The following is a 24,993-nucleotide window of genomic DNA, read 5'->3' as shown; positions in this document are numbered from 1 at the left end:
CACCGGGGGGACCGGTCCGTGCGGACCGGTCCCCCCGGGGTTGTTGATTTCAGCTCTTACTGCATGACGGCCATGGCCAGCGCACGCCGGGCGCGCATGGAGACGCGCTCGGCACGCCGCTGCATGCGGCGGGCGGCGACCAGGCGCACGGCGTGACGCTCGGCGTCCGCCTCACGCATGCGCTCGTCCATATGGGCACGAGCCAGGGCTTCTGGGATGAGTTGCATTTCGCGGGTCCTGTTCTGACGCGAGGTCATCGCGCCGGCGGTGATGAAGTCTGCGTGGGCGGCGCCGTGGGGCTGCTCGCTCGTGGTGTGGGCGGTCATGAGGGCCTGCTTCAAGGGGTCGTGCGTCAGGGGGCGGTCGATGGTTCCGATGGCGGTCATGCCGAGACAACCGGGTTCTTGCGCGGACGGCCACGGGGACGCTTGCGGGCTACGACGACACCCTGGACGAAGAGCTCGCCACCCCAGACACCCCAGGGCTCGCGGCGCTCGGCCGCCCCGGCGAGGCAGGCCTCGACCAGCGGGCAGGTGCGGCAGAGGGACTTGGCGTACTCGACGTCGGCCGGGGACTCGGCGAAGAAGACCTCGGGGTCGAAGGTGCGGCAGGGAACGGGCACACCGAGGTTCTCGATGGCGTCGTCGAGCGCGGTCAGCGCGGTGAGCGGGGTCAAGGTGTGGTCCTCCGGGACTGCGGGCGGGGAGATCAGTTGGGTCTGCGGTACGGACGGGGCGTGCGCTTCGAGTTGCACGGTGGTTTCTTCCTCGTCTTGTTCGGCTAGTCGTTCCGGCCGGTCGGCCGGGTTCGGCTGGGTTGTGCTCTCACACCGACTGGCTCTGCCAGTCCCGAGACCCCTTCGCTCCGTCGCCCCCGGTCGGGGACAAACAGAAGGGCCGCGGATCCCGGGTGGGGTTCCGCGGCCCTGAAGGCGCCGGCCTGATCATGCGATCAGGCTGGATCACTCCAGGGTTCGAGCCCGCGGAAGGCCCACATCAGGTGGTGCTGCTGCTTCGTCTGCTTCTTCAGGGATCCGGCACCGGCTGCGGCAGCGAATCCATAGGCGCCATGCGTCTGCGCTTCTGCTGCCAGTACTGCCACCGGTGCCTGGGTCGGTCGCTCATTGCGCTCACTGACCGGAAGGGTCGCCAGCAGGGCGGGGCGGTCGGCGGAAATCGCGGACACACCGGTACCCAGGAGGGAGACGGAACCGAGCAGGCAGGAAGCGTCGACCGAGCGATCGGTCATTTTGGTGAAGGTCATGAAGCTGGTCACTGGTCTCGCCTCCTCTCGGCGTCTCGGGGACTCGGCCCGAGGGCCTGTCCCATGCGTATTCGGATAAGTACAGCACGGATCCAGGGCTTCGGAGAAGCCACCGTTTCCGTTGCTAAGAACCTATGGGTCTTCGCTGGGCATGTGCAAACTATTTTTCCGACGAGTTTCTACGCGTCGTCAGGACGCCCGGCCCCAACCTCCTGACCTGCGCAGATGGCCAGGACATCGGCTCCGTACCGATCAAGCTTACGACCGCCCACTCCGGAGATCATCGAGAGCTCCCCCTCCTCGGAGGGCGCGGCCTCCGCGATGGCGATCAGCGTCTTGTCGGTGAAGACGCAGTAGGCGGGCAGGCCCTGCTCCTTCGACTGGGCCGCGCGCCACTCCCGCAGCCGCTCGTAGAGGCCCTCGTCCATGTCGGACGGACAGTCCTCGCAGCGCATCAACTTCAGCTCGCCGGCCTCGGTCAGGGTCTTGCCGCAGACCCGGCACAGCGCGGGACCGCGGCGGCCGCGCCCCCGCGGCGCTCGCCCGTCCGCGGAGCCCGACCCGGCGCCCGGGGCCGCAGAGCCCGGCCGCAGGCCGTTCAGGAAGCGGCTGGGCCGCCGGGAGGCCCGGCCGCCGGGAGCGCGGGAGAGGGCCCAGGAGAGGGTCAGGTGCACCCGCGCCCGGGTGACGCCGACGTAGAGCAGTCGCCGTTCCTCCTCGACCTGCTCGTCGGTCTTCGCATAGGTGATCGGCATCATGCCGTCGGTGAGGCCGGCGAGGAACACGGCGTCCCACTCCAGGCCCTTCGCCGCGTGCAGCGAGGCCAGCGTCACGCCCTGGACGGTCGGGGCGTGCTGGGCGGCCTTGCGTTCCTCCAGTTCGATCGTGAGGTCCGCCAGGGTGGCCCCGGGCCGGCTGCGGGCGAAGTCCTCGGCGAGCCGGACCAGCGCGGCCAGCGACTCCCACTGGTCGCGCACGGCGCCGGAGCCGGCGGGCGGCTCGGTGGTCCAGCCGGTCGAGCTGAGCACCGCCCGGACCTGCGAGCCCAGCTCCACGACGTCGTCGAGCAGCGGGTCGTTCCCGCCGGAGCGGGCGGCTCCGCGCAGCGCGAGGAGCGCCTTCTGGACCTCCTGGCGCTCGAAGAACCGCTCGGCCCCGCGCAGCTGGTAGGGCACCCCGGCGTCGGCGAGGGCCTGCTCGTAGACCTCGGACTGGGCGTTGATGCGGTAGAGCACGGCGATCTCGCCGGCCGGGACACCCGCGGCGATCAGGTCGCGGATCCGTTTGGCGACGCCCTCGGCCTCGGCGGGCTCGTCCGCGAACTCGGCGTGGACGGGGTCGGGGCCGGTCTCGCGCTGGGAGATCAGTTCCAGCCGGTGCTCGGCGGCGCGGCCCTTGGCCTGGTTCAGGAGACCGTTGGCGAGGTGGACGACCTGGGGGGTGGAGCGGTAGTCGCGGACCAGCTTGACCACCGTGGCCTGCGGGTAGCGGGTGCGGAAGTTCAGCAGGTGGTCGGGGGTGGCCCCGGTGAAGGAGTAGATGGTCTGGCTGGCGTCACCGACGACGCAGAGGCTGTCGCGCTCGCCGAGCCACAGGTCCAGCAGCCGCTGCTGGAGCGGGCTGACGTCCTGGTACTCGTCGACGACGAAGTGCTGGTACTGGGTGCGGATCTGCTCGGCGATGTCGTGGCGGTCCTGGAGGATGCCGACGGTCAGGAGCAGCACGTCCTCGAAGTCGATCATGCCTCGGTCGCGCTTGAGCTGTTCGTACGTCCCGTAGATCTGGGCGATCTCGGCCAGGTCCCGGGGTGCCTCGCGGCCCGACTTGAGGGCGGCCACCGGGTAGTCGGCGGGCACGGTCTGGGTCACCTTGGCCCATTCGATCTCGCCCGTGACGTCGCGCAGCTCGTTGCGGTCCAGGCGGATACGGCAGCGCGCCCCGGCCTCGGCGACGAACTGGATCTTGCGCTCCAGCAGCCGGGGCACCTCCCCGCCGACCGCCTTGGGCCAGAAGTACTGGAGCTGGCGCAGGGCGGCGGAGTGGAAGGTGCGGGCCTGCACCCCACCCGCGCCCAGGGTGCGCAGGCGTCCGCGCATCTCGCCCGCGGCGCGGTTGGTGAAGGTGACGGCGAGCACGCTGGCCGGCATGAGCTGCCCGGACCGGACGCCGTAGGCGATGCGGTGGGTGATCGCGCGGGTCTTGCCGGTGCCGGCACCTGCCAGTACGCACACCGGTCCGCGCAGGGTCGTTGCGACCTCGCGCTGCTCCGGGTCGAGGCCCAGGAGCACCGCGTCGGCCGAGTCGGCGGAGGCGGGGCCACCCGGGAACGATGAGGAGTGCGTTGCTGCTGTCACCCCGCCATGCTGCCAGGTCTCGTGGGTCGGGCGGGAAAGTTGTCCACAGGCAGTGCGTATCAGTCGTATCGGTCACACCGGGTGCCCGGAGGCGACCGTACGGGAATGGCCGCCGGGTCCCGTACGTTCGTGTACTCGGACCACCGAGCCCTCACGAAGGAGAGCGCAGCATGCAGGACACGGGCACCGTCACGATGTACAGCACGACCTGGTGCGGCTACTGCCGTCGGCTGAAGACCCAGCTGGACCGGGAAGGCATCGCGTACAACGAGATCAACATCGAGCTCGACCCGGAGTCCGCCGCGTTCGTGGAGAAGGCCAACGGCGGCAACCAGACCGTTCCCACCGTTCTGGTGACGTCCGCCGCGGGCAACGAGTCCGTCATGACGAACCCGAGCCTGGCCCAGGTCAAGCAGGCCCTCGCCGTCTGACCGGCCCCGGTGACGGACACAGCGGAGGGCCCCCGCCGAGGCGGGGGCCCTCCGCTGTGTCACGAAGCGGGTGCGCGACGAACGGGGAAGTGGCGAACGCCGAAGTGACGAAGGTTACGCGGCCGCCTTCGGCAGCGGCTCGCCGTACCAGAGCTCGACCAGCCGGGCGGCGATGGAGATGCCCGACGGGGGCAGCACCTCGCCCGACGCGAACGCCGCGCGCAGCTCCTCCCGCGAGAACCAGCGGGCCTCCTGGATCTCCTCACCGTCCACCGTGATCTCCGAGGTGGTGGCGCGGGCCCTGAAGCCCAGCATCAGGCTGTACGGGAAGGGCCACGGCTGGCTGGCCACGTACTCGACCTCGCCGACCCTGACGCCCGCCTCCTCCCACACCTCGCGGATGACGGACTGCTCTATCGACTCGCCCGGCTCCACGAAGCCCGCGAGGGTCGAGAAGCGGCCCTCCGGCCAGTGCACCTGGCGGCCCAGCAGCGCCCGGTCCCGGTCGTCCGTGACCAGCATGATCACGGCCGGGTCGGTGCGCGGGTAGTGCTCGGCGCCGCAGCCCGGGCAGCGGCGGATGTGCCCGGCGGCCGCGACCACCGTGCGCTCGCCGCAGCGCGAGCAGAAGCGGTGCATCCGCTGCCAGTTCTCCAGCGCCACCGCGTGCACCATCAGCCCGGCGTCGCGCGGGGACAGCAGGAGTCCGGCCTCGCGCAGGCCGGCCGGGCGGGCCGACTGGTCCATGCGGCCGGGCAGGGCGTCCTTCTGCAGCGCGAAGTACCGTACGCCGTCCTCGTCGGTGCCCAGGAAGTAGCGGTGGGTCTCGGTGACCGGGGCCTCGAAGGCCGGGGTCATCACGATGCCCGTGCCGCCGTCGGGGGTGTCGTCGATCAGGACCTGGCCGCCGGAGACGACGAAGACGCGGGTCGTCGGGTGGCTCCAGGCCGCGGCGAGCCACGCCTCGTCGAGACGGTGGTGCGCGGCGCGGTCGATCCCGCTGGGCGCGGCGAGCGAAAGAGGGCGCTCGGTGAGAGGGCGCTCGGTATGGGTGCTCACAGGTACTTCCAACTCCCCCGGTGGTGGGACAGGCAGGCTCGGTACGGCAGGTGTGTGCGTCGGGTGTCAGGCGGTGGTGCGGTGGTGGGCGGCGGCGAGGTCTCCCCAGAGGTAGGCGCTCGTCTCGACGCCCTTGAGCAGGAGGTCCAGCTCGACCTTCTCGTTCGGCGCGTGCCAGCCGTCGGACGGTACCGAGATGCCGAGGAAGAGGACGGGCGCGTCCAGAACGTCCTGGAGGTCGGCCGCGGGGCCGGAGCCGCCCTCCCGCGTGAAGCGGATCTTCTCGCCGAAGGCGCGGCCCATGGCCCGGACGACCGATTGGAGGGCCGGGTGGTCCAGCGGGGTCAGGCACGGCCGGGTCGGTGCGCCGAAGGTGATGGAGTGGCGGATTCCGTCCGGGATCCCGGCCGCGACCCAGTCCCTGACGGCCGCCTCGACCTCGTACGGGTCCTGTCCGGACACCAGGCGGAAGGAAAGCTTCAGGTGGGCGGAGGCGGGCACGATGGTCTTGCCGCCGGGGCCCTGGTAGCCGCCGCCGATGCCGTTGACCTCGGCCGTGGGGCGGGCCCAGACGCGCTCCAGCGTGGAGTACCCGGCCTCGCCCGCGGCCGCGTGGGACTTGGCCGTACGCAGCCACTCGGACTCGTCGAAGGGCAGCTCGGCGATGAGCGCGCGCTCCGCGTCCGTGAGTTCGGCGATGTTGTCGTAGAAGCCGGGGATCGTGACCCGCCCGTCGGCGTCGTGCAGGGCCGCGACCAGGCGGGCGGCGGCGGTGGCCGGGTTGGGCACGGCCCCGCCGAAGGCGCCCGAGTGGATGTCCTGGTCCGGACCGTGCAGGTCGATCTCGCAGTCGGCGAGGCCGCGCATGCCGGTGCAGACGGTGGGGGTGGTCTCGGACCACATGCCGGTGTCGGAGACGATCACGACGTCGGCGGCGAGCTCGGCGGCGCGGGTCTCGACGAGATCGCGGAAGTGGGCGGAGCCGGACTCCTCCTCGCCCTCGACGATCAGCTTGAGGTGGACGGCGGGGGCGGCGGCGCCGGTGGACGCCAAATGCGCCCGCACCCCGAGGGTGTGGAAGAACACCTGGCCCTTGTCGTCGGCGGCGCCGCGCCCGTACATGCGGCCGTCGCGGATCACCGGCTCGAACGGGTCGGTGTGCCAGCCGTCGGCGAGGGCGGCGGGCTGCACGTCGTGGTGCCCGTACACGAGGACGGTCGGGGCGTCCGGGTCCTCGCTCGGCCAGTGCGCGAAGACGGCGGGCGCGCCGGGGGTCTCCCACACCTCGGCGACCGGGAAGCCGGTCTCCTTGAGCTTCGCCGCGAGCCATTCGGCGCTGCGGCGTACGTCGCCCGCGTGCTCGGGCTGGGCCGAGACGGAGGGAATCCGGAGCCACTCGGCGAGGTCGTCGAGGAAGGCGGCGCGGTGGGTGTCGATGTACGTGCGGACGACGTTGTCCGGCGGGGTGTCGCTCATGCCCACGAGCCTAGCTGTCCGCCTGATGGTCACCGTCCGGGTCCGATTCGCCTTGGAGGATCCGCTCAAGGCGGGCTCGGTCCGGGAGGTTGCGGGGGCGGATCACGCGGCCGCTGCGGACGTGCAGGAAGGCGGCGGAGACCCGGTCGAGGGGGGTGTTCGTGGCCTCGGCCCAGGCCACGCGGTAGACGGCCAGCTGGAGGGGATCGGCCTCGGTGGTGCGGCCGGTCTTCCAGTCGACGATCTCGTACGAGCCGTCCTCGTTCCGGTAGACGGCGTCGATCCGGCCGCGGACGACCCGGCCGGCGAGGGTGAGCTGGACCGGGGCCTCCATGCGGTGCGGGGGCCGGTCCGCGTACGGGCTGCGCTCGAAGGCCGCCTTGAGGGAGTCGAGGTCGGCCTCGTCGGCGATCTCCTGGTCGGAGCCGGCGCCGGGGAGGTCGGTGACGGGGTCGAGCACGTCGAGGAACGGCAGCGGCAGCTCGTCGAAGCGGGACTCGACCCAGGCGTGGAACCGGGTGCCCTGGCGGGCGGCGGGCTGCGGGGGCCGCGGCATGGGGCGGGCGAGGTCGCGTACGAAGCCCTGCTCGTCGGCGGCGAGCCGGAGCAGCTGGCTGGCGGACAGGGCGGACGGCAGCTCGACGTCGCGGACGGCAGCGCGGGCACGGCGGAGCTCGCCCTCCAGGGCGTCGAGGTCACGGTCCCAGGAGGCGACGGCCCGCGCCTCCTCGGGGGACAGGTCCGGTCCGGCTGCGCCGCCGCCGTTGCGGGCCGCGCCGGTGCCCGGCGGCAGGGCTGCGCCGCCGCCACGAGCGGGCCGGGCGTCGGTCTCCGGCCAGAGGTCTTCGTCCGGCGGGGCGGGGACCCGGAGGGCCGCCTCCGGCCAGAGGTCGTCGTCCAGCGGCGCGGCGGGGGCGTCGGTGGGCGGCCCGGCCGGCGGTGCGGGCGCGGGTGGGGATTCGTCCCACGGGTAGTCGGGCCCGGGGGCGTCGTCCGGCCAGGGTTCCTCCTCGTACGAGGGGTCTTCGCAGTCCGGGGGCCAGAGGTAGGAGTCGTCCTCCTCCGGGGGCGGAGCCGCGAGGTAGGACTCCACCAGGGCGGCCGCCGCGCGGCGCAGGGTCAGTGAGTACGGGTCGAGCGGGAGGGGCCAGGAGTGGTCCGGCGTGGATTCGCCGGACAGCGCGGGGTTCTCGGCGGTGGGGTCGGGCTCGTCCGCCCAGGCCTCGATCTCGCCGAAACCGGCCGCGCAGTGCTCGTACAGGGCTTGAAGGAACTGCGACGGGCCGCGGCGCTTCTTCTGGCTCGGCCCCCACCAGTGGCCCGAGGCCAGCAGCAGGGAGCGTGGCCGGGTGAAGGTCACGTAGCCGAGGCGGAGCTCCTCCACCGACTTGTGGTGCTTCAGCTCGGCCTTGAAGGACTTCAGACCCGCCGAGGTCCAGGCAGGATCCCCGGGCAGGGTGGGGGCGTCGCCGCGCAGTGCGTACGGGAGCACCTTCGCGTACGAGGTCCAGGCCTCCGGCGGCTTCTCCTTCGGGAAGGCGCCCGCGCACAGGTCCGGGACCACCACGACGTCCCACTCCAGGCCCTTGGACTTGTGGGCGGTGAGCACCTTGACCGTGTTCTCGCCGCCCGGCAGGGCGTGGTCCAGGCCCTTCTCGTACTGGGCGGCCGTGCGCAGGAAGGCCAGGAAGGCCAGCAGTGTGGCCTCGCCGTCCAGGGCGGCGAAGCCGGCCGCCACGTCCATGAAGTTCGACAGGGTCTCGCGGCGGCGGGCCGCCAGCGCGTGCGGGGAGGCGGACAGCTCCACCTCCAGGCCGGTGGCGGTCAGCACCCGGTGCAGGACGTCCATCAGCGGGTCCGCGAGGGAGCGCCGCAGGTCGCGCAGTTCCTGGGCGAGGTGCGCGAAGCGGATCCGGGCCTCCGCCGAGAACGGGAGGTCGTCCGGGGCCTGTCCGGCGCCGTCGAGGAAGGTCTCCAGGGCATCGGCCAGCGACACGATCTCGGCCGGGTCCACGCCCTCCACGGCCGCCGCGAGGCGTTCGTCCGGGTCGGAGCCGGCGGGCGAACGGTTCACGAGGAGCCGCGCCCGGCGGCCCAGCAGGGCCAGGTCGCGGGCGCCGATCCGCCAGCGCGGGCCGATCAGGAGCCGGACCAGGGAGGCGTTGGCTCCGGGGTCCTGGAGGACCTCGCAGACGGCGACGAGGTCGGCGACCTCGGGCAGGTGCAGCAGCCCGGAGAGCCCGACGACCTCCACCGGGACGTCCCGGTCCACCAGCACGGCCTGGATCTGCGCGAAGTCCCCGGCGGAGCGGCACAGTACAGCGATCTCGCGCGGCTCCGTCCCGGTGCGGACCAGGTGGGCGACGGAGTCGGCGAGCCAGTCGAGCTCCTGCGCGTGAGTCTCCAGCAGGGCGCAGCGGACCTGCCCGGCGGCCTCCGCGCCCGGCGCCGGGCGCAGCGCCTCCACGCCCTCGTGCATGGCGCGCAGCGGGGCGGCGAGGCCGTTGGCCAGGTCGAGCAGGCGGCCGCCGCTGCGCCGGTTCTCGCTGAGGGAGAGCCGGGTGGCGGGGGTCCCGTCGGCGTGCGGGAAGTGCTCCGGGAAGTCGTCGAGGTTGGCGACGGAGGCCCCGCGCCAGCCGTAGATCGCCTGGCAGGGGTCGCCGACGGCGGTCACGGCGTGGCCGGAGCCCGCGCCGAAGAGGCCGGACAGCAGCAGCCGCTGCGCGACGGAGGTGTCCTGGTACTCGTCGAGCAGGACCACCCGGAACTCCTCGCGCAGCATCGCCCCCACCTCGGGCCGGGTGGTGGCGAGCTGCGCGGAGAGGGCTATCTGGTCGCTGAAGTCGAAGAGGTCGCGGGAGCGCTTGGCGGTGCGGTAGCGGGCGACCAGTTCCAGCAGTTCGAGGCGGCCTCGCACGGCCTCCGGGACCTTGCGGAGGTCTTCGTTGGTGAGCTTGGTGCCGGCGAGCACACCCAGCAGTTCGGTGTCGTGGAGGCGCAGCCGCTCGGGCTCGACCAGGTGCTCGGAGAGCTCCCCGTCGAGCGCGAGGAGGTCCCCGACCAGGTCGGGGACGGACTTCGTGAGCGAGGGGTACGGGCCGGGGGCCTCGCGCAGCACCTTCGCGGCGAGCTGGAAGCGGGTGGCGTCGGCGAGCAGCCGGGAGCTGGGCTCCAGGCCGATGCGCAGGCCGTGGTCCTTCAGGAGCTGCCCGGCGAAGGCGTGGTACGTGGAGATGCGCGGCTCGCCGACGGCCGCGTCGGCGTCGGCCGGGGAGGGATCGGGGTCGGTGATGCCGGCCCGCGCCAGTGCCTTGCGTACCCGCTCGGACAGTTCACCGGCGGCCTTGTTGGTGAAGGTCAGGCCGAGGACCTGTTCGGGCGCGACCGCGCCGGTGCCGACGAGCCAGACCACGCGGGCGGCCATGACGGTGGTCTTGCCGGATCCCGCACCGGCGACGACGACCTGCGGGGCGGGCGGGGCGGTGACGCAGGCCATCTGCTCGGGCGTGAAAGGGATCCCGAGGAGCTCCTTGAGCTGCTCGGGGTCGGAGAGGGCGGGCGGACGCGCGGGCACCCAAAAAGGCTAGCCGCCCCCACCGACAACCCCGACCGCCGAGCTCGCCCGACCGCCTGCAGGGCCCGGTCCGGTCCGAGAGAAAGGCCCTCGGCTCACTCGACCGTCTGGCGGCCCTCCGGGCGGGCGCTGCACGAGCTGCGGAAGGAGCAGTGGTCGCAGTGGCGGCCGGCGGCGGGCGCGAACCGCTCGTCCAGGACCCGGCCGGCGGCGGTGGCCAGCAGGTCGCCGACCCACTCGCCGTCGAGCGGCTGCTGGGCCTGGACCTTGGGCACGGTGTCGCCGCCCTCGCGGATCGGCGCGCCCTGGCGGAGCTGGACGAGCTCGGCGCCGCCGGGGGCGGGGCGCAGGCCGTCGAAGACCTCGTCGACGGCCCCCTCGCGCACGGCCAGCTGGTAGACGGCGAGCTGGGGGTGGCGGGCCACCTCGTCGCGGGTGGGCGCGGACTTGCCGGTCTTGAAGTCGACGACGTACGCACGGCCCTGCGGGTCCGCTTCGACCCGGTCCATGGAGCCCCGGATGCGAACGGCGACGTCACCGGCTTCGAGTGTGACGTCGAACTCGTGCTCCGTGGCGACGGCCTCCCGGCCCCCGCGGTCGGTGGTGTGCCAGCGCAGGAAGCGCTCCAGGGCGGCGCGGGCGTTGTCCTTCTCCTGGCGGGACTTCCAGGGGGCGTCGAAGGCGAGGGCGTCCCACACCGAGTCGAGGCGTTCCATGAGGACGGCCAGGTCGGCGGGGGTGCGACCGGAGGCGACCTCGTCGGCGAGGACGTGGACGACATTGCCGAAGCCCTGGGCGGCGGTGGAGGGGGCGTCGGCCTTGACCTCGCGGCCGAGGAACCACTGGAGGGAGCAGGTGTTGGCGAGCTGTTCCAGCGCGCTGCCGGACAGGGCGACGGGCCGGTCCCGGTCGCGCAGCGGAACGCTGCTGCGGGTGGGCTCGTACAGGCCCCACCAGCGCTGCGGGTGCGCGGCGGGGACCAGGGGGCGGTCCTCGTCGTCGGAGAGCGCGGCGAGGCGGGCGAGGCGGCGGGCGGCCATGTCGCGCAGGGCGGGCGAGGCGTCGGGGTCGACGGTGGTGGCGCGCAGCTCGGCGACGAGCGCGGCGACGGCGAGGGGGCGGCGCGGGCGGCCGGTGACGTCGCGGGGGGCGACGCCGAGCTCGGTGAGGAAGCGGGAGGGCTGGTCGCCGTCCTCGGCGGGGGCCTTGACCGCGGTGACGACGAGGCGGTCGCGGGCGCGGGTGGCGGCGACGTAGAAGAGCCTTCTCTCTTCCGCCAGGAGCGCGCCGGGGGTGAGGGGCTCGGCGAGACCGTCCCGGCCGATGCGGTCGGCCTCCAGCAGGGAGCCGCGGCGGCGGAGGTCGGGCCACAGGCCCTCCTGGACGCCGGCGACGACGACGAGGGACCACTCCAGGCCCTTGGAACGGTGGGCGGTCATCAGGCGGACGGCGTCGGAGCGGGTGGCGCGGGCCGTCAACGTGTCGGCGGCGATGTCCTCCGCCTCCAGTTGTTCGAGGAAGTTGAGCGCGCCGCGGCCTCCGGTGCGCTCCTCGGCGCGGGCGGCGGTGTCGAAGAGGGCGCAGACGGCGTCGAGGTCGCGGTCGGCGTTGCGGCCGGCCGCGCCGCCGCGGCGGGCGCTGCGCTCCAGCCGCTGCGGCCAGGGGGTGCCGTCCCAGAGGACCCAGAGGGCCTCCTCGGCGGTGCCGCCGCCCTGGAGCAGCTCGCGGGCCTTGCGCAGGAGCAGGCCGAGGCGCTGCGCGCCGCGGGCGTAGGCGGGGTCGTGCGCGGTGAGCCGCTCGGGCTCGGCGAGGGCGCGGGCGAGCAGTACGTCGGAGGGCGCGGGCACCTTGACTCCTGCGGCACGCTCCTCGTCGCGCAGGGCGCGGCCGAGCCGCCGCAGGTCGGCGGCGTCCATCCCGCCGAGGGGGGAGGCGAGCAGGGTGAGGGCCGCCTCGACGGTGACGCCTGCGACGGGGTCGGCAAAGTCCCCGGCCCCGGCCCCCGGGCCGTCCGCGGGACCGACGGGCGCCTCGGGATCGGTCCCGGGCTCGACGGCGTCGGCCGCGAGCGGCACCGCCGGGCTGTCGGCCGCCTCGGGATCCCGGTCCGCGCCCGGCACGCCCGCGGCGGGCTGAGCGTGCGGGTCGGACGGGGCAACCGGGGATGCGCCGGCGGGGCCGGCCGGTGCCTCGGGGCCCGGTTCCGGGCCCGCCCCGACGGCGTCGGGCTCGGCCCCGGTGGCGTCCGCGCCGGCGGCCAGGGGCAGCGCAAGGCTGTCGGCCGGCTCGGGGTTCCGGTCCGGGCCCGGCTCGCCCGCGGTGGGGCCGACGGGGGTCTGCGGGTCCGGCCCGACCGCGTCGGCCCGGTCCTCGGCCTCGGCGGAGCCGGTGGGGGCCTCGGGGCCGGCGTCGTCGGAGGCTCGCCCCGCCGACGGTTCGCGCGGCTCCGTTTCCGCCGAGGTGGCCGTGATGCGAAGGGCCGTCAGGAGGGGGGCGACCGCCGGTTCGTGGCGGAGGGGGGTGTCCGTGGCGTCCGTTTCGGTGGGGACTCCCGCCGAGATCAGGGCGCGGCGCATCGCCGGGAGGGTGCGGCCGCCGGCGCGGACCAGGACGGCCATGTCCTGCCAGGGCACGCCGTCCTCCAGGTGGGCCCGGCGCAGGATGTCCGCGATGTTGTCGAGCTCGGCACCCGCCGTCGGGTACGTGAGGACCTCCACCCGGCCGCCCTCCCGCACGGGCGCGAGGTTCCGGTGGGCGCGCACCGCCTCGGACGGCAGGCGCGGGACCGGCATCCGGGTGGTGAGCAGGCGGGTCGCGGCCACGAGGGCCGCGCCGGAGCGGCGGCCGACGGTCAGGGCCTTGACCCGCGCGCCCGGGAAGGCCGACTCGAAGTCCAGGATGTTGTTGATGTCGGCGCCGCGGAAGGCGTAGATCGACTGGTCGGGGTCACCGAAGGCGACGAGGGTGCCGCCGGGGCCGGTCAGGGCCCGCAGCAGCCGCAGCTGGGAGGCGTCCGTGTCCTGGTACTCGTCGACGTAGATCACGTCGTGGGCCGAGGCGAGGGACGGCGTGCGTTCCGCGAGGAGCACGGCGCGGTGCAGGAGCTCCGCGTAGTCCAGCGTGCCCTGCATGTCCAGGACGTCCAGGTACTCGGAGAGGAACGCCGCCGCCGCCTTCCAGTCCGGACGGCCGATGCGCTCGGCGAACGAGGAGAGCGCCTGCGGGCCGAGACCCAGTTCGCGGGCGCGGGCCAGCACCGCACGGACCTCGTCGGCGAAGCCGCGCGTGGTCAGCGCCGCCCGCAGGTCGTCCGGCCAGCGGATGGAGCGGATCCGGCGCTGGCCCTCCAGGAGGGTGCGGACCATCACGTCCTGCTCGGGGCCGGACAGCAGCCGCAGCGGGTCGGCGAAGAGGTCGGTGTCCTGGTGGGCACGGACCAGTCCGTAGCAGAAGGAGTGGAAGGTGGTGGCTTGCGGGGCCCGTGCGCCGCCGAGGCGCAGGGCGGCCCGGTCGCGCAGTTCCACCGCCGCCTTGCGGCTGAAGGTGAGAATGAGGATGCGGGCGGGGTCGGTGCCCGCTTCCACCCGGGTGGTGACGGCCTCGACCAGCGTGGTCGTCTTGCCGGTGCCGGGTCCGGCGAGGACCAGCAGTGGTCCGCCGGTGTGGTCAACCACGGCCCGCTGCGCTGCGTCCAGCTCAGGGGGATCCACCCGTTCCGGCCCGGTGCGCACGAGGCGGTACGCGTCGGGGGTCCGCGTACGCCGCCGTTCGGTGCGGTCGGAGGAAGAGGTGATCACGTGGGGTGCCGGTCCTGGTGGGTCTGCGGGGTGTGGCGGTGTTGCCGTGACGGCTCGCGCGGAGGCCGAGGCAGCAGCCGAGTCGGAAGCCGAAGGGGCCACGCTACGGCAACCCGCCGACGCCGCGCAGTCCCCCCGGGTACCCCGGACGGGCGTTCGGACCGTCGCCCGATCGCCCGCCCCGGCCCCGCATGGCCGAAGCTGTCAGGTGTGAGCCTCGTCGCGTGTGCCGTCCTGCCCGCCGGCCTGTCCGGAGGACCCGTCCCAGCGCGCCCGGCGCATGTCCAGCCGCGGCTCGCCGCCCGCCGTCAGGCGCAGTGGGGTGCCCTCGGTCCGGTAGTGCTCCAGGGCGCGCACCTCGTGGTCGGGGAGCGGCAGCCCGTCCGCCCGCACCACGCGCCACCAGGGCACGGCTCCCCCGTACAGGGCCATGACACGCCCGACCTGACGCGGTCCTCCCTCGCCGAGCCACTCGGCGACGTCCCCGTACGTCATCACCCGGCCGGGCGGAATACGCTCGACCACCTCCAGCACGCGCTCCGCGTAGGCGGGCAGCTCCTCACTCATTCGGCACATGGTGCAGTACGTCGGCCGCACTCCGGCGGAGGTCTCGCTTCCGCACCGGCGCGCACCCTGATGCCCCGCAGGCCCGTCGGTCCGTGCCACCATCTTCCGGGCGGTGACTGGTGATACGTGATCAAGAAGAGATGGAAGTGACGACGAAGGAGCAGGGTGTGAGCCCTCCGGACGGCGCGGCGACGGACGACGGGGCACGCCCCGACGACGGCGCACGCCCTGACGACGGCCCCGCCTCCCACCGCGAGCCCGTCCCGGAGCCCCGTCCTGAGCCCCCGCGCGCCGACGGGGCCGATGCGGCAGGAGCGTCCGGGGAACCGGGAGCGGCGGAGGGCCCGGAGGTCGAGGGGTCCCACGGCCACGCCGCCACTGCCGCCGACCGGGTCGAGGTCGACGAACCGCTGCTCGCCGCCCGCGTGCACCGCCCCTCCGACCTCGTACGCCTGCTCGTCGGCATCCTCGGCATCGCCGTCCTCCTCGCCATCGCCGCCTTCGCCCACGGCACCACCGTCGGCCTGGAGGAGGACATCAGCAAGGGCACCGGCCAGGCGCCCGCCCTGTTGATCAAGGTCGCCGCGCTGGTGTCCAGCATCGCGGTGCTGCTGCTGCCCGTCGCCTTCGCCATCGAGCGGTTGATCAAACGCGACGGGCTGCGCATCGCCGACGGCGTGCTCGCCGCCGTCCTGGCTCACGGCGTCACCCTCGCCACCGACCTGTGGGTCTCGCAGGCCGCCCCCGACACCATCCAGGACGCCCTCACCCGCCCCGCGGCCGGCGGGACCCTCACCGACCCGGTTCACGGCTACCTGGCACCCGTCATCGCGTACATGACCGCGGTCGGCATGACCCGCAGACCCCACTGGCGCGTCGCGCTGTGGGTGGTCCTGCTGCTGAACGCCCTGGCCATGCTGGTCAACGGGTACACCACCCCCTTCTCGATCATCCTCACCGTGCTGATCGGCTGGAGCGTCGCCTACGGGACCCTGTACGCCGTCGGCTCGCCCAACGTGCGCCCCACCGGGCAGCACCTGCTCGCCGGGCTGCGCCGGGTCGGCTTCCAGCCGGTCAGCGCGATGCGCGCCGAGCTGCCCGAGGGCCCCGAGCCGTCCGAGGCGAACGACCGGGGGCGCCGCTACCACGTGCCCCTGGAGGACGGGCCGCCGCTCGACGTCACGATCGTCGACCGCGAGCAGCAGGCCCACGGTTTCTTCTACCGGGTCTGGCGCCGGCTCACCCTGCGCGGCATCACCACGGGCCGCAGCCTGCAGTCGCTGCGCCAGGCGCTGGAGCAGGAGGCGCTGCTCGCGTACGCGGCCATCGCGGCCGGGGCGAACGCACCGAAGCTGATCGCCACCTCCGAGCTCGGCCCGGACGCGGTGATGCTCGTGTACGAGCACCTGGACGCCCGGCCGCTCGACGCGCTCGCCGACGAGGAGATCACCGACGAGCTGATCCACAGCACGTGGAAGCAGGTACGGGCCCTGCAGTCGCGGCGGATCGCCCACCGGCGGCTCACCGGGGACGCCCTGGTGGTGGATCGTTCCGGCAATGTCATCCTCACCGACCTGCGCGGCGGTGAGATCGCGGCGGGCGACCTGGTGCTGCGGATGGACATCGCCCAGCTGCTGACCACGGTCGGCCTGCGGGTCGGCGCGGAGCGCGCGGTGGCCTCGGCCGTGTCGGTGCTCGGCCCGGACGCGGTGGCGGACTGCCTGCCGCTGCTCCAGCCGATCGCGCTCAGCCGCTCCACCCGGGCGACCCTGCGCAAACTGGCCCGGGAGCGGGCCGATCGGCAGCGGGAAGCCGTACTGGAGTCCTCGCGGGCGGCGAAGGCGGCGCGCGAGGCGGAGTCCGCGGCCTCCGCGACCCCCATCTCCGCGTCGGCCGCCGCCGACCGCAAGGCCGAGAAGAAGGCCCTGGAGGACGCGCTGGACGGGGCGCGCGAGGAGGACCTGCTGACGCAGATCCGCCACCAGGTGCTGCTGATCCGCCCGCAGGCTCCGGTGGAGCCGGCCCGGCTGGAGCGGATCCGGCCGCGCACGCTGGTCTCGTTCATCGCGGGCGCGTTCGGTGCGTACTTCCTGCTCACGCAGCTGGCCCACGTGGACTTCGCGACGATCATCGGCCAGGCGGAGTGGGGCTGGGTCGGGGCGGCGCTCGCCTTCTCGGCACTGACGTACTTCGCGGCGGCGATGAGCCTGCTGGGTTTCGTGCCGGAGCGGGTGTCCTTCCTGCGGACCGTGGTCGCGCAGGTGGCGGGGTCGTTCGTGAAGCTGGTGGCCCCGGCGGCCGTCGGCGGTGTCGCGCTGAACACGCGCTTCCTGCAGCGGGCGGGGGTCCGGCCGGGGCTGGCGGTCGCGAGCGTGGGCGCCTCCCAGTTGTTCGGACTGGCCAGCCACATCGTGCTGCTGCTGTCCTTCGGCTATCTGACCGGGACCGAGAAGACCCCGGAGATGACCCCGTCCCGGGCGGTGATCGCGGGTCTGCTGACGGTGGCCGTGCTGGTGCTGGTGGTGACGGCGGTCCCGTTCATGCGGAAGTTCGTGGTGACGCGGGTCCGGGCGCTGTTCGCGGGCGTGGTGCCGCGCATGCTGGACGTGCTCCAGCGACCGAAGAAGTTGATGACCGGCATCGGCGGAATGCTGCTGCTGACGGGCTGCTTCGTGATGTGTCTCGACGCGTCGATCCGCGCGTTCGGGGGCGGCGAGGCCATCAGCTACGCGAGCATCGCGGTGGTGTTCCTCGCGGGCAACGCGCTGGGCTCGGCGGCTCCCACGCCGGGCGGCATGGGAGCGGTGGAGACCACGCTGACCCTCGGGCTGATCGCGGCCGGGCTGGAGAAGGAGGTCGCGATCTCGGCGGTGCTGCTGTTCCGCCTGATGACCTTCTGGCTGCCGGTGCTGCCGGGGTGGATCTCGTTCAACTTCCTGACCCGCAAGGAAGCGATTTAGCCTCCGGCCCGGTCTGCGGATTCGCCTTCGCCCCCAGCTTCAGCTTCGGCTTCGCCTCCGGCCGGTACGTACGGCGCCGGTGCGGCGGCGGCGCCGTTCAGGCAGCGGTCGAGGAGCGCGTGCATGCGCGGGACGGGGAGGGACGGGTTGGCCGCGGCGCCCTCCGCGGTGCGGGGGTCCGCGAGCAGGGCCTCCAGGACTTCGGGCGTCAGGATCGGATTCGCGGCGGCCGCCCGGCGCACCGACTCCTCGGCATCCTCCACCGGGGGTTCGGGCAGGGTCGGATCGGCTGCGGCCAGGGCGCGTACCTCGGGATCCGGGTGGTCGATGAGGTGGGTCCGGCCGGTGCGCGGGAAGCCGGGCAGCGTCAGCAGGTGCGAACGGTGGTCCGGGCGGGTGACGAAGACCTCCAGGAGGAGGTGCGGCGGAGCCAGCGGGTGGCGGCAGGCCAGCCGGATCCGGACCTCCTCGTCTCCGTCCTGCGCGAGTGATTCGACGAGTTCCGCGGGCAGGCCGGGCCAGCTCGCCGCAACCCGGCGGAGCACCGGTTCCCCGGACACCGCGCAGGCGGCGAACCAGTCGGGCGACGGCACGCCGGCCGGGTCGGGCTCGGGCTCGGTGATCGGGCAGATGCATTCGGGACCGTGCCCGATGACCAGGTCGATCACGTCGTACTCGGCCCAGGTGCGGGGAAAGGGGTGAAGGCGGGCGCGCAACCGCACGTCCTCGTCCGGGTCCTCCCTCAGCTCCGCCACCAGGTCCGGTCCCAGGTCGGGCCGGGAGGCGACCGTCTCGCGGACCTTCGCCTCGGGATGCCGGGCGAGCCGGGCGACGGCGTCGGCCGGAGTGTGGGGGTTCCGGGCCAGGGGGTGCACCGTGCCGTCCGCGAAGCACTGCTCGACGAGCGCGGGCGACAGGGCGCACCTGTCGAGCACGAACGGCCTGCTGCTCGGACGGATGGACGGCAGCTCGGCCTCCACCCGTTCGGGGTCCAGCTTCCAGTTCCTGTCCTCCGCCGCTTCACGGACCGCGGGGTCCGGATCGTCGAGCAGCCCCGCCCGCTGCGCCGGAGTGAGCGACTCCCACCGCCAAGTGGCCTTCATCCGGAGTGCGGGGTCCTCGTGCCCGGCCAGGGAGCGGAAGAAGGGCAGCGGGATCTGCCGGGACGATTCGAGCTCCGAGACGATCTCTCTCGCGGTGACCTTGCCGTCCTCTCCCCCGTCCTGGGCGGTCAGGAGGGCGACGAGGATGTCGTCCGGCAGCGGTCGGACCCAGAAGGACCAGGGCCGGAGGTGGGGGTTGGCGAGTCGCGCGCGGACGAGTCCCGACGGGTCCGTTGCCAAGGGGGCGAGTCGCGAAGGGTCCACGTGCTGGTTGCGGGCGAGCGCGCCGCGGATCCGCCACTCCGGGTGGGACAGGGCTGCGTCGATGACGGCGTCGGGCAGGTCGCGGTCCTTGCACACCAGCCGGCCGAGCTCACCGGTCGTTTGATCCAGCAGGCGTATCAGTACGTCGGAGGGCGCCGCCGGGTTGAAGGCGACGCCGCGCAGCCAGAGTTCACGCAGAGAGTCGGACACCGCCTCATCCTGCCACCCCCTCGCGCCCGGACCGGTTCCACCGGGAGTTCTCGCCCCCGGACAACACGGCTGCCGGACACTGCGCTGCCGACCGCCGGGTGCGCCCCCCGTTCGGGTCAGCGCGCGGGCGGGGTCGCCGCCGGGCGCACAGGATGGGGACATGCCGACACACGCCTGGCGGGTCACCGCCGCCGCCGCGCTCGCCGCCGGGCTGCTCACCACGGCCGCCTGCTCCGACGACGGCGACGGAAAGAAGACGACGGCCGACGGCACCCCGGAGGTCAAGCCCCTGAAGTGGGGTGACTGCGAGGCTCCGACCGCTGCCCAGGGCGGCGGTCAGGCCCCGCCGAAGGACTGGCAGTGCGCCACCCTCGACGTCCCGCTCGACTACGCGAAGCCCGAGGGCGAGACCATCCCGATCGCCCTGATCCGGGCCAAGGCGCGCGACCAGAAGAACCGGCTGGGCTCGCTGATCTTCAACTTCGGCGGCCCCGGCGGCTCCGGGATCAGTACGCTGCCGGGCGCCGCGAAGGAGTACGAGGCCCTGCGCGCCCGGTACGACCTCGTCAGCTTCGACCCCCGCGGGGTGGGCGGCAGCGACCCCGTCCTGTGCAAGAACGACAAGCAGCTGGACCAGTACTTCGGCGAGGACTCCTCCCCCGAGACCCCGGAGGAGGAGAAGGCCTTCGTCGAGAACATCCGGCAGTACCAGGCGGCCTGCGAGAAGAACTCCGCCGAACTGCTCCCCCACGTCGGAACCGAGAACGCCGCCCGCGACCTGGACCGCCTCCGTCAGGCCCTCGGCGACGAGAAGCTGAACTACTTCGGCATCTCCTACGGCACCGAACTCGGAGGGGTCTACGCCCACCTGTTCCCGAAGAACGTCGGCCGGGCCGTCTTCGACGCCGTCGTGGACCCGACCAAGACCGCCGAGGAGAGCGCCCTGGGCCAGGCCAAGGGCTTCCAGCTCGCCCTCGGCAACTTCGCCCAGGACTGCGTGGACCGCGGCGACGAGTGCCGGCTCCAGGGCAGCACGCCCAAGGAGATCGAGGACAACATCATCAAGCTGCAGAAGGCCTTGGCCGTCAAACCCATCCCGGGCATCGGGGGACGGATGCTCACCGAGACCCAGGCGACCAACGGCATCGCGCAGGCCCTGTACTCCAAGGAGCTGTGGCCGCTGCTGGAACAGGGCCTCGACGAGGCGGAGGGTGGCCAGGGGCAACTGCTGATGGCCCTGTCGGACGCACTCAACGGCCGGGACCAGCAGGGGCGTTACAGCAACATCGGCGCCGCGAACACCGCCATCAACTGCGTGGACGACAAGGAGCGCTACACCCTGGAGCAGACGAAGGCGAAGCTGGCGACCTTCCGCGCCGCCTCGCCGGTCTTCGGGGACCTCCTCGGCTGGGCCATGATGTCCTGCACCGGCTGGCCGGTCGCCGGCACCTGGGACACCCCCGATGTCTCCGCACCGGGCTCCGACCCGATCCTGGTGATCGGCAACACCGGCGACCCGGCCACCCCGTACGAGGGCGCCCGCAAGATGGTGGAGCGGCTCGGCCCCGGCGTGGGCGTGGAGTTGACCTACAAGGGCGAGGGGCACGGCGCGTACAACAGCGGCGACCCGTGCGTGCAGAAGGCGGTCAACACGTACCTGCTGGACGGGAAGACGCCGGCCGAGGGCACCGTGTGCACCGCGGCGGCCGACCCGACGGCGCCGCCCGGGGCGTCGGAGCCGCCGCCGGCCGTCTGATCCGGCCCCGGGAGAGCGCACGCCGAAGGGGCCGCACCTCGCGATCGAGGTGCGGCCCCTTCGGGCTGCTGCCGGTGGCCCGGGCTAGTAGACGGGCTTCTCGGGCTCGATCTGGTGGACCCAGCCGATCACGCCGCCGCCGACGTGCACCGCGTCCGCGAAGCCCGCGGACTTCAGGACCGCGAGGACTTCCGCACTGCGGACACCCGTCTTGCAGTGCAGGACGATGCGCTTGTCCTGCGGCAGGTCCTGGAGGGCGGTGCCCATCAGGAACTCGCCCTTGGGGATCAGCTTCGCGCCGGGGATCGAGACGATCTCGTACTCGTTGATCTCGCGGACGTCGATGATCTCGATGGGCTCGTCGGTGTCGATCCACTCCTTGAGCTGCTTGGGAGTGATCGTCGAACCGGCGGCCGCCTCCTGGGCCTCCTCCGACACGACGCCGCAGAAGGCCTCGTAGTCAATGAGCTCGGTGACGGTCGCGTTCGGACCGCAGACCGCGCAGTCGGGGTCCTTGCGGACCTTGACCTGGCGGTACTGCATCTCCAGGGCGTCGTAGATCATCAGGCGGCCGACCAGCGGCTCGCCGACACCCGTGAGGACCTTGATGGCCTCGGTGACCTGGATGGACCCGATGGACGCGCAGAGCACGCCCAGCACGCCGCCCTCGGCGCAGCTCGGGACCATGCCCGGCGGCGGGGGCTCCGGGTAGAGGCAGCGGTAGCACGGGCCGTGCTCGGACCAGAAGACCGAGGCCTGTCCGTCGAAGCGGTAGATCGAACCCCACACGTACGGCTTGTTCAGCAGCACGCAGGCGTCGTTGACCAGGTAGCGGGTGGCGAAGTTGTCCGTGCCGTCGACGATGAGGTCGTACTGGCTGAAGATCTCCATCACGTTCTCGGCCTCGAGCCGCTCTTCGTGAAGGACCACGTTCACGTACGGGTTGATGCCCAGCACGCTGTCGCGGGCCGATTCGGCCTTGGAACGGCCGATGTCCGCCTGGCTGTGGATGATCTGGCGCTGCAGGTTCGACTCGTCGACCTCGTCGAACTCCACGATGCCCAGCGTGCCGACGCCGGCCGCGGCCAGGTACATGAGGGCGGGCGAGCCGAGACCGCCGGCGCCCACGGCCAGCACCTTGGCGTTCTTCAGGCGCTTCTGGCCGTCCATCCCGACGTCCGGGATGATCAGGTGCCGCGAATACCGGCGGACCTCGTCAACGGTGAGCTCAGCTGCTGGCTCGACCAGCGGTGGCAGCGACACGGGCACTCCGGAGGTGGGAGCATCCCCGCAGGTGCAGGGAGCGAACTGAATGGTTGTTCTCCCCGTAACACTGCCACGCCCGTCTTCATTCCAAGACACCTGTCCCGATGCGTGAGACGATTTCGTCCCAGTACGCGGGCATGGAGGCCCACGGGTCGCTGCCGCGCGCACCGCGCCGGTCGGTGAACCAGATCGTGCCCGCTCCCTGCCAGCGGGCGATCCGCATCGCCTCCTCCAGGTGCGTGCGCGGCACCCCGTGGACCAGGTGGCAGAACCGCTCCGCCGGGTGGTCCGCCGTCCACTCCGCCACGTGCGACCAGCGGTAGTCGGCCCAGGACCCGGAGAAGGTGACCAGCTGGTCGGCGGCCTCCACATAGCCCTCGTACGGATGCGTGCCGTGCCCGAGCACGATCCGCAGGTCCCCGCCCAGACCGCGCAGGGTGTCGACGACCCGGCACACCGAGGCCAGGTCCGCCCGGTCGGCCGGGGCCCCGGCGAGGTAGAAGCCACCGACCCCGTACCAGTCCCGGAAGCGGTGGGCGTCGGAGATCAGCTCCCCGAACGACCGCGATCCGTCTCGCATCGCGAGATGGCCGAGGACGGTGCCGCCCGCGCGCCGCAGCTTCGCGGCCGCTTCCGTGCAGTGCGGGTCGGGCCGCCCGCCCGGGCCGTCCGCCACGTTGAGCACGGCCCAGTGCAGCGGCGTGCCCGGGCGGGTCAGTTCGGCCCACTCGACGGGGGCGAGCAGCGGGTGCGCGTAGCCGGGGATGCCCAGACCGAGGCGGCCGGCCTCGGTCGCGGCGGCGGTCATGGCACCCGGCGGGGTCGTCAGATACGGCACGCCGCCTCCATCCAGATGTCCGCGAGGGATTCCTCCAGGTTGATCCGGGGCCGCCAGCCGAGCCGGTCCCGGGCGGTACGGACATCCGCCTGCTGCCAGGCGCCGCAGCCGTCCGGGTAGGGGTACGGCTGGGGGGCCGCGGCGGCGATCTGCTCGGCGGTGGCCTCGGAGCGGGGCGAGCCGATGGTGGCGAGTCCGGCCGGGCGGCCGGGGTGCCCGTGCGCCTGCTGCGGTCCGCCGTGCGGGACGTCCAGCTCGTGCAGGGCGCCCCCGTACCCGGCGACCCGGGCCAGGACGGCGGCCGCGTCGCGCAGCCGGACCGCGCGGCCGGTGCCGATGTTGACCACGCCCTGGGCGGCGGACAGCGAGGCGGCGTGCACGGCCCGCGCCACGTCCCGTACGTCCACGAAGTCGCGCTGCACGCCGAGCCCGCTGAGCTTCAGCTCGCCGTCACCCGCCTGCATCGCGCGGCGCATCGCCTCGGCGAGCCGGCCGAGCGGCGATCCGGCGGGGGTGCCGGGACCCACGGGCGAGAAGATCCGCAGGACGACGGCGTCCAGTCCGGAGCCCAGGACCAGCTCGGTGGCGGCGAGTTTGCTCACGCCGTACGGTCCACCGGGTCTCGGCACGGCGTCCTCGGCCGTGGACGATCCGGGCTGACTGGGCCCGTACTCGGCGGCGCAGCCGAGCTGTACCAGCCGGGCCCCGCAGCCGCTGCGGCGCAGCGACTCGCAGATCGTCGCCACGGCGACGGTGTTGTGCCGGGTGAGTTCCCGGGCCCCGCCCCGGGTGGCTCCGGCGCAGTTGATGACGACGCCCGGGTGGACGGCGTCGAGGAAGCGGGTGAGCGCGCCGGGGCTGCCGGTGGCAAGGTCGAAGCGGACGTCGGCGTCGTCGCCGCGGCCGAGCGCGGTGAGCTGGACGGCGGGGTCGGCGAGCAGCCGGTCGGCGACGTAGCGGCCGAGGTATCCGTTGGCTCCGATCAGCAGCACCCTCATCGCGTGACCCCTTGGTTGGTTGGCTGGCCGGTCATGTCTGTTTCTCCTTGCGGACGGGTGGACGGTCGGGTGGGGCGGGGTACGGGTAATGCGCCTCGGCGTCGGCTCCGAAGGTCTGGGGACGTCCCGGGGACGTCAGGGCCGCGCATGCGCGGACGCGCGGGACAGGGCGAGAACGGCGTGCACGAGGAGTCCTGCAGCGGCGGCCAGGACCGCCGCCGGTACGGGGACCAGGGCGAGGGCGAGGGCGGCGCCGACGGGGGCGCGGTGGGCTCCGTGCCGGAGCAGGAGCCGGGTCAGGAAGAACAGCAGGGCGAGCGGAACGGCCACCGGGAGCGGTGTCCCGGCGAGTGCGGCGACCGTGGCGGCGGCCGCGGTGAACACGACGACGACCGCCAGCAGCAGCGGACGGGCCCGGTCCGCGAAGTCCTCCAGGGCGCGGCTCGCGTCGAGCCGGGCCCGGGCCCCGGCGGCGAAGGCGGCGGCGGCCAGGTGCCCGGGGGCGACGGCCAGCGCGAGGCCGACCGCGAGGGTGGTGCCGTGCCGGTGCACGGCCCAGCCGGCGACGACCGCGGCCAGCAGGTGTGCCACGTAGGGGAACCGGCCCCCGGCGGCCCTCCCGGGCCACACCAGGGCGGCGGCCACGGCCACCACGGCGGCGGCTCCGGCCCACTCCTGCCCGGCGGCGGCCGCGGCGCAGGCGAGGGCGGCGGGCAGCAGCGCGTAGCCGAACCGCCGGAAGGCTGCGGGACCCGCCGGGACCAGGGCGGGCGCGGCGGCGGAGACCGCCTCGTGGGGGCTGCGCGCGTACAGCTCCTCGGCGAGCGAGAAGACGTCCCGGTGGCGGAACCGCGCGGCGGTGCGGTCGGTGATGCCGTGGGCCTCCAGCCCGGCGGCGATCTCCAGCGGATCCACGGCCCGCTCGCACAGCTCCCGGTGACGGTGCAGCAGGGCCTTGACGGGATCCCCTGCGGCCCGGCGCCGAGCCGGCCTCGCCGCCGCGCCGGGAGCCCCTCCAGCCTCGCCGGGGGCACCTCCAGCCTCGCCGGCGTTTGAGGCGCGGGGTCCGGGGCGGAG

The 24,993-nt window shown here is 73.5% G+C and carries 17 protein-coding genes; 3 read left to right on the top strand and 14 right to left on the bottom strand.

Annotated features, from left to right (window positions below):
• Positions 1-56 precede the first annotated feature (56 nt).
• The 4 genes from IE257_RS25430 to IE257_RS25415 form a co-directional block, all read right to left on the bottom strand.
• Positions 57-386 (bottom strand): putative WhiB-interacting protein, encoded by a 330-nt coding sequence (locus IE257_RS25430; protein WP_189972248.1) that lies wholly within the window; start codon positions 384-386, stop codon positions 57-59.
• On the bottom strand, positions 383-754 hold the full coding sequence (locus IE257_RS25425; RefSeq protein ID WP_189972247.1) for a WhiB family transcriptional regulator: 372 nt from the start codon (positions 752-754) through the stop codon (positions 383-385). The genes IE257_RS25430 and IE257_RS25425 overlap by 4 nt, the downstream gene beginning before the upstream one ends.
• Positions 755-951: 197 nt before the next feature.
• Positions 952-1,275: a hypothetical protein gene (locus IE257_RS25420; protein ID WP_371588414.1), complete on the bottom strand. Its 324-nt coding sequence runs from the start codon at positions 1,273-1,275 to the stop codon at positions 952-954.
• Between the two features lie 167 nt (positions 1,276-1,442).
• Positions 1,443-3,677, bottom strand: a complete 2,235-nt coding sequence (locus IE257_RS25415; protein ID WP_372453135.1) for an ATP-dependent DNA helicase UvrD2 — start codon at positions 3,675-3,677, stop codon at positions 1,443-1,445.
• Between the two features lie 110 nt (positions 3,678-3,787).
• On the opposite strand from IE257_RS25415, the gene IE257_RS25410 reads away from it, so the two are divergent.
• Positions 3,788-4,048: a mycoredoxin gene (locus tag IE257_RS25410; RefSeq protein WP_030850057.1), complete on the top strand. Its 261-nt coding sequence runs from the start codon at positions 3,788-3,790 to the stop codon at positions 4,046-4,048.
• A 114-nt stretch (positions 4,049-4,162) separates the two neighbouring features.
• Here the strand turns inward: IE257_RS25410 and nudC are convergent, their stop codons facing one another.
• The 5 genes from nudC to IE257_RS25385 form a co-directional block, all read right to left on the bottom strand.
• Complete coding sequence (nudC, locus tag IE257_RS25405; RefSeq protein WP_189972245.1) at positions 4,163-5,119, bottom strand: NAD(+) diphosphatase; 957 nt, start codon at positions 5,117-5,119, stop codon at positions 4,163-4,165.
• 54 nt (positions 5,120-5,173) lie between these two features.
• Entirely contained in the window at positions 5,174-6,583 is a 1,410-nt protein-coding gene (locus IE257_RS25400) for a dipeptidase (protein ID WP_189972244.1), read from the bottom strand.
• 10 nt (positions 6,584-6,593) lie between these two features.
• Positions 6,594-10,157: an ATP-dependent helicase gene (locus IE257_RS25395; protein ID WP_229920654.1), complete on the bottom strand. Its 3,564-nt coding sequence runs from the start codon at positions 10,155-10,157 to the stop codon at positions 6,594-6,596.
• Positions 10,158-10,252: 95 nt separating this feature from the next.
• Positions 10,253-13,888: an ATP-dependent helicase gene (locus IE257_RS25390; RefSeq protein WP_443728826.1), complete on the bottom strand. Its 3,636-nt coding sequence runs from the start codon at positions 13,886-13,888 to the stop codon at positions 10,253-10,255.
• 270 nt (positions 13,889-14,158) lie between these two features.
• Positions 14,159-14,521, bottom strand: coding sequence for an MGMT family protein (locus tag IE257_RS25385; RefSeq protein ID WP_281064117.1), 363 nt, complete (start codon positions 14,519-14,521; stop codon positions 14,159-14,161).
• A gap of 140 nt (positions 14,522-14,661) precedes the next feature.
• Between IE257_RS25385 and IE257_RS25380 the strand changes: the two genes are divergently transcribed.
• Positions 14,662-17,481 (top strand): lysylphosphatidylglycerol synthase transmembrane domain-containing protein, encoded by a 2,820-nt coding sequence (locus tag IE257_RS25380; RefSeq protein ID WP_189972241.1) that lies wholly within the window; start codon positions 14,662-14,664, stop codon positions 17,479-17,481.
• Here the strand turns inward: IE257_RS25380 and IE257_RS38995 are convergent.
• Positions 17,478-19,058 (bottom strand): hypothetical protein, encoded by a 1,581-nt coding sequence (locus tag IE257_RS38995; protein ID WP_189972240.1) that lies wholly within the window; start codon positions 19,056-19,058, stop codon positions 17,478-17,480. The two genes, IE257_RS25380 and IE257_RS38995, sit on opposite strands and share 4 nt — an antisense overlap.
• 160 nt (positions 19,059-19,218) lie before the next feature.
• On the opposite strand from IE257_RS38995, the gene IE257_RS25370 reads away from it, so the two are divergent.
• Entirely contained in the window at positions 19,219-20,814 is a 1,596-nt protein-coding gene (locus tag IE257_RS25370; protein ID WP_189972239.1) for an alpha/beta hydrolase, read from the top strand.
• An 84-nt stretch (positions 20,815-20,898) separates the two neighbouring features.
• On the opposite strand, the gene moeZ is transcribed toward IE257_RS25370, so the two are convergent.
• The 4 genes from moeZ to IE257_RS25350 form a co-directional block, all read right to left on the bottom strand.
• Complete coding sequence (gene moeZ / locus IE257_RS25365) at positions 20,899-22,077, bottom strand: adenylyltransferase/sulfurtransferase MoeZ (protein ID WP_030011110.1); 1,179 nt, start codon at positions 22,075-22,077, stop codon at positions 20,899-20,901.
• A gap of 85 nt (positions 22,078-22,162) precedes the next feature.
• Positions 22,163-22,918, bottom strand: a complete 756-nt coding sequence (locus IE257_RS25360) for a spherulation-specific family 4 protein (protein WP_189972238.1) — start codon at positions 22,916-22,918, stop codon at positions 22,163-22,165.
• Entirely contained in the window at positions 22,906-23,916 is a 1,011-nt protein-coding gene (locus IE257_RS25355) for an NAD-dependent epimerase/dehydratase (protein WP_189972237.1), read from the bottom strand. The genes IE257_RS25360 and IE257_RS25355 overlap by 13 nt, the downstream gene beginning before the upstream one ends.
• Positions 23,917-24,051: 135 nt before the next feature.
• The coding region (locus IE257_RS25350) for a hypothetical protein (RefSeq protein ID WP_229920652.1) at positions 24,052-24,993 on the bottom strand (942 nt) is incomplete at its 5' end.

It is taken from the genome of Streptomyces avidinii (assembly GCF_014650695.1).
Classification (GTDB): domain Bacteria; phylum Actinomycetota; class Actinomycetes; order Streptomycetales; family Streptomycetaceae; genus Streptomyces; species Streptomyces avidinii.
The sequence above is the reverse complement of the archived record's forward strand: the minus strand, read 5'-3'. Positions and strand labels throughout refer to the sequence as shown.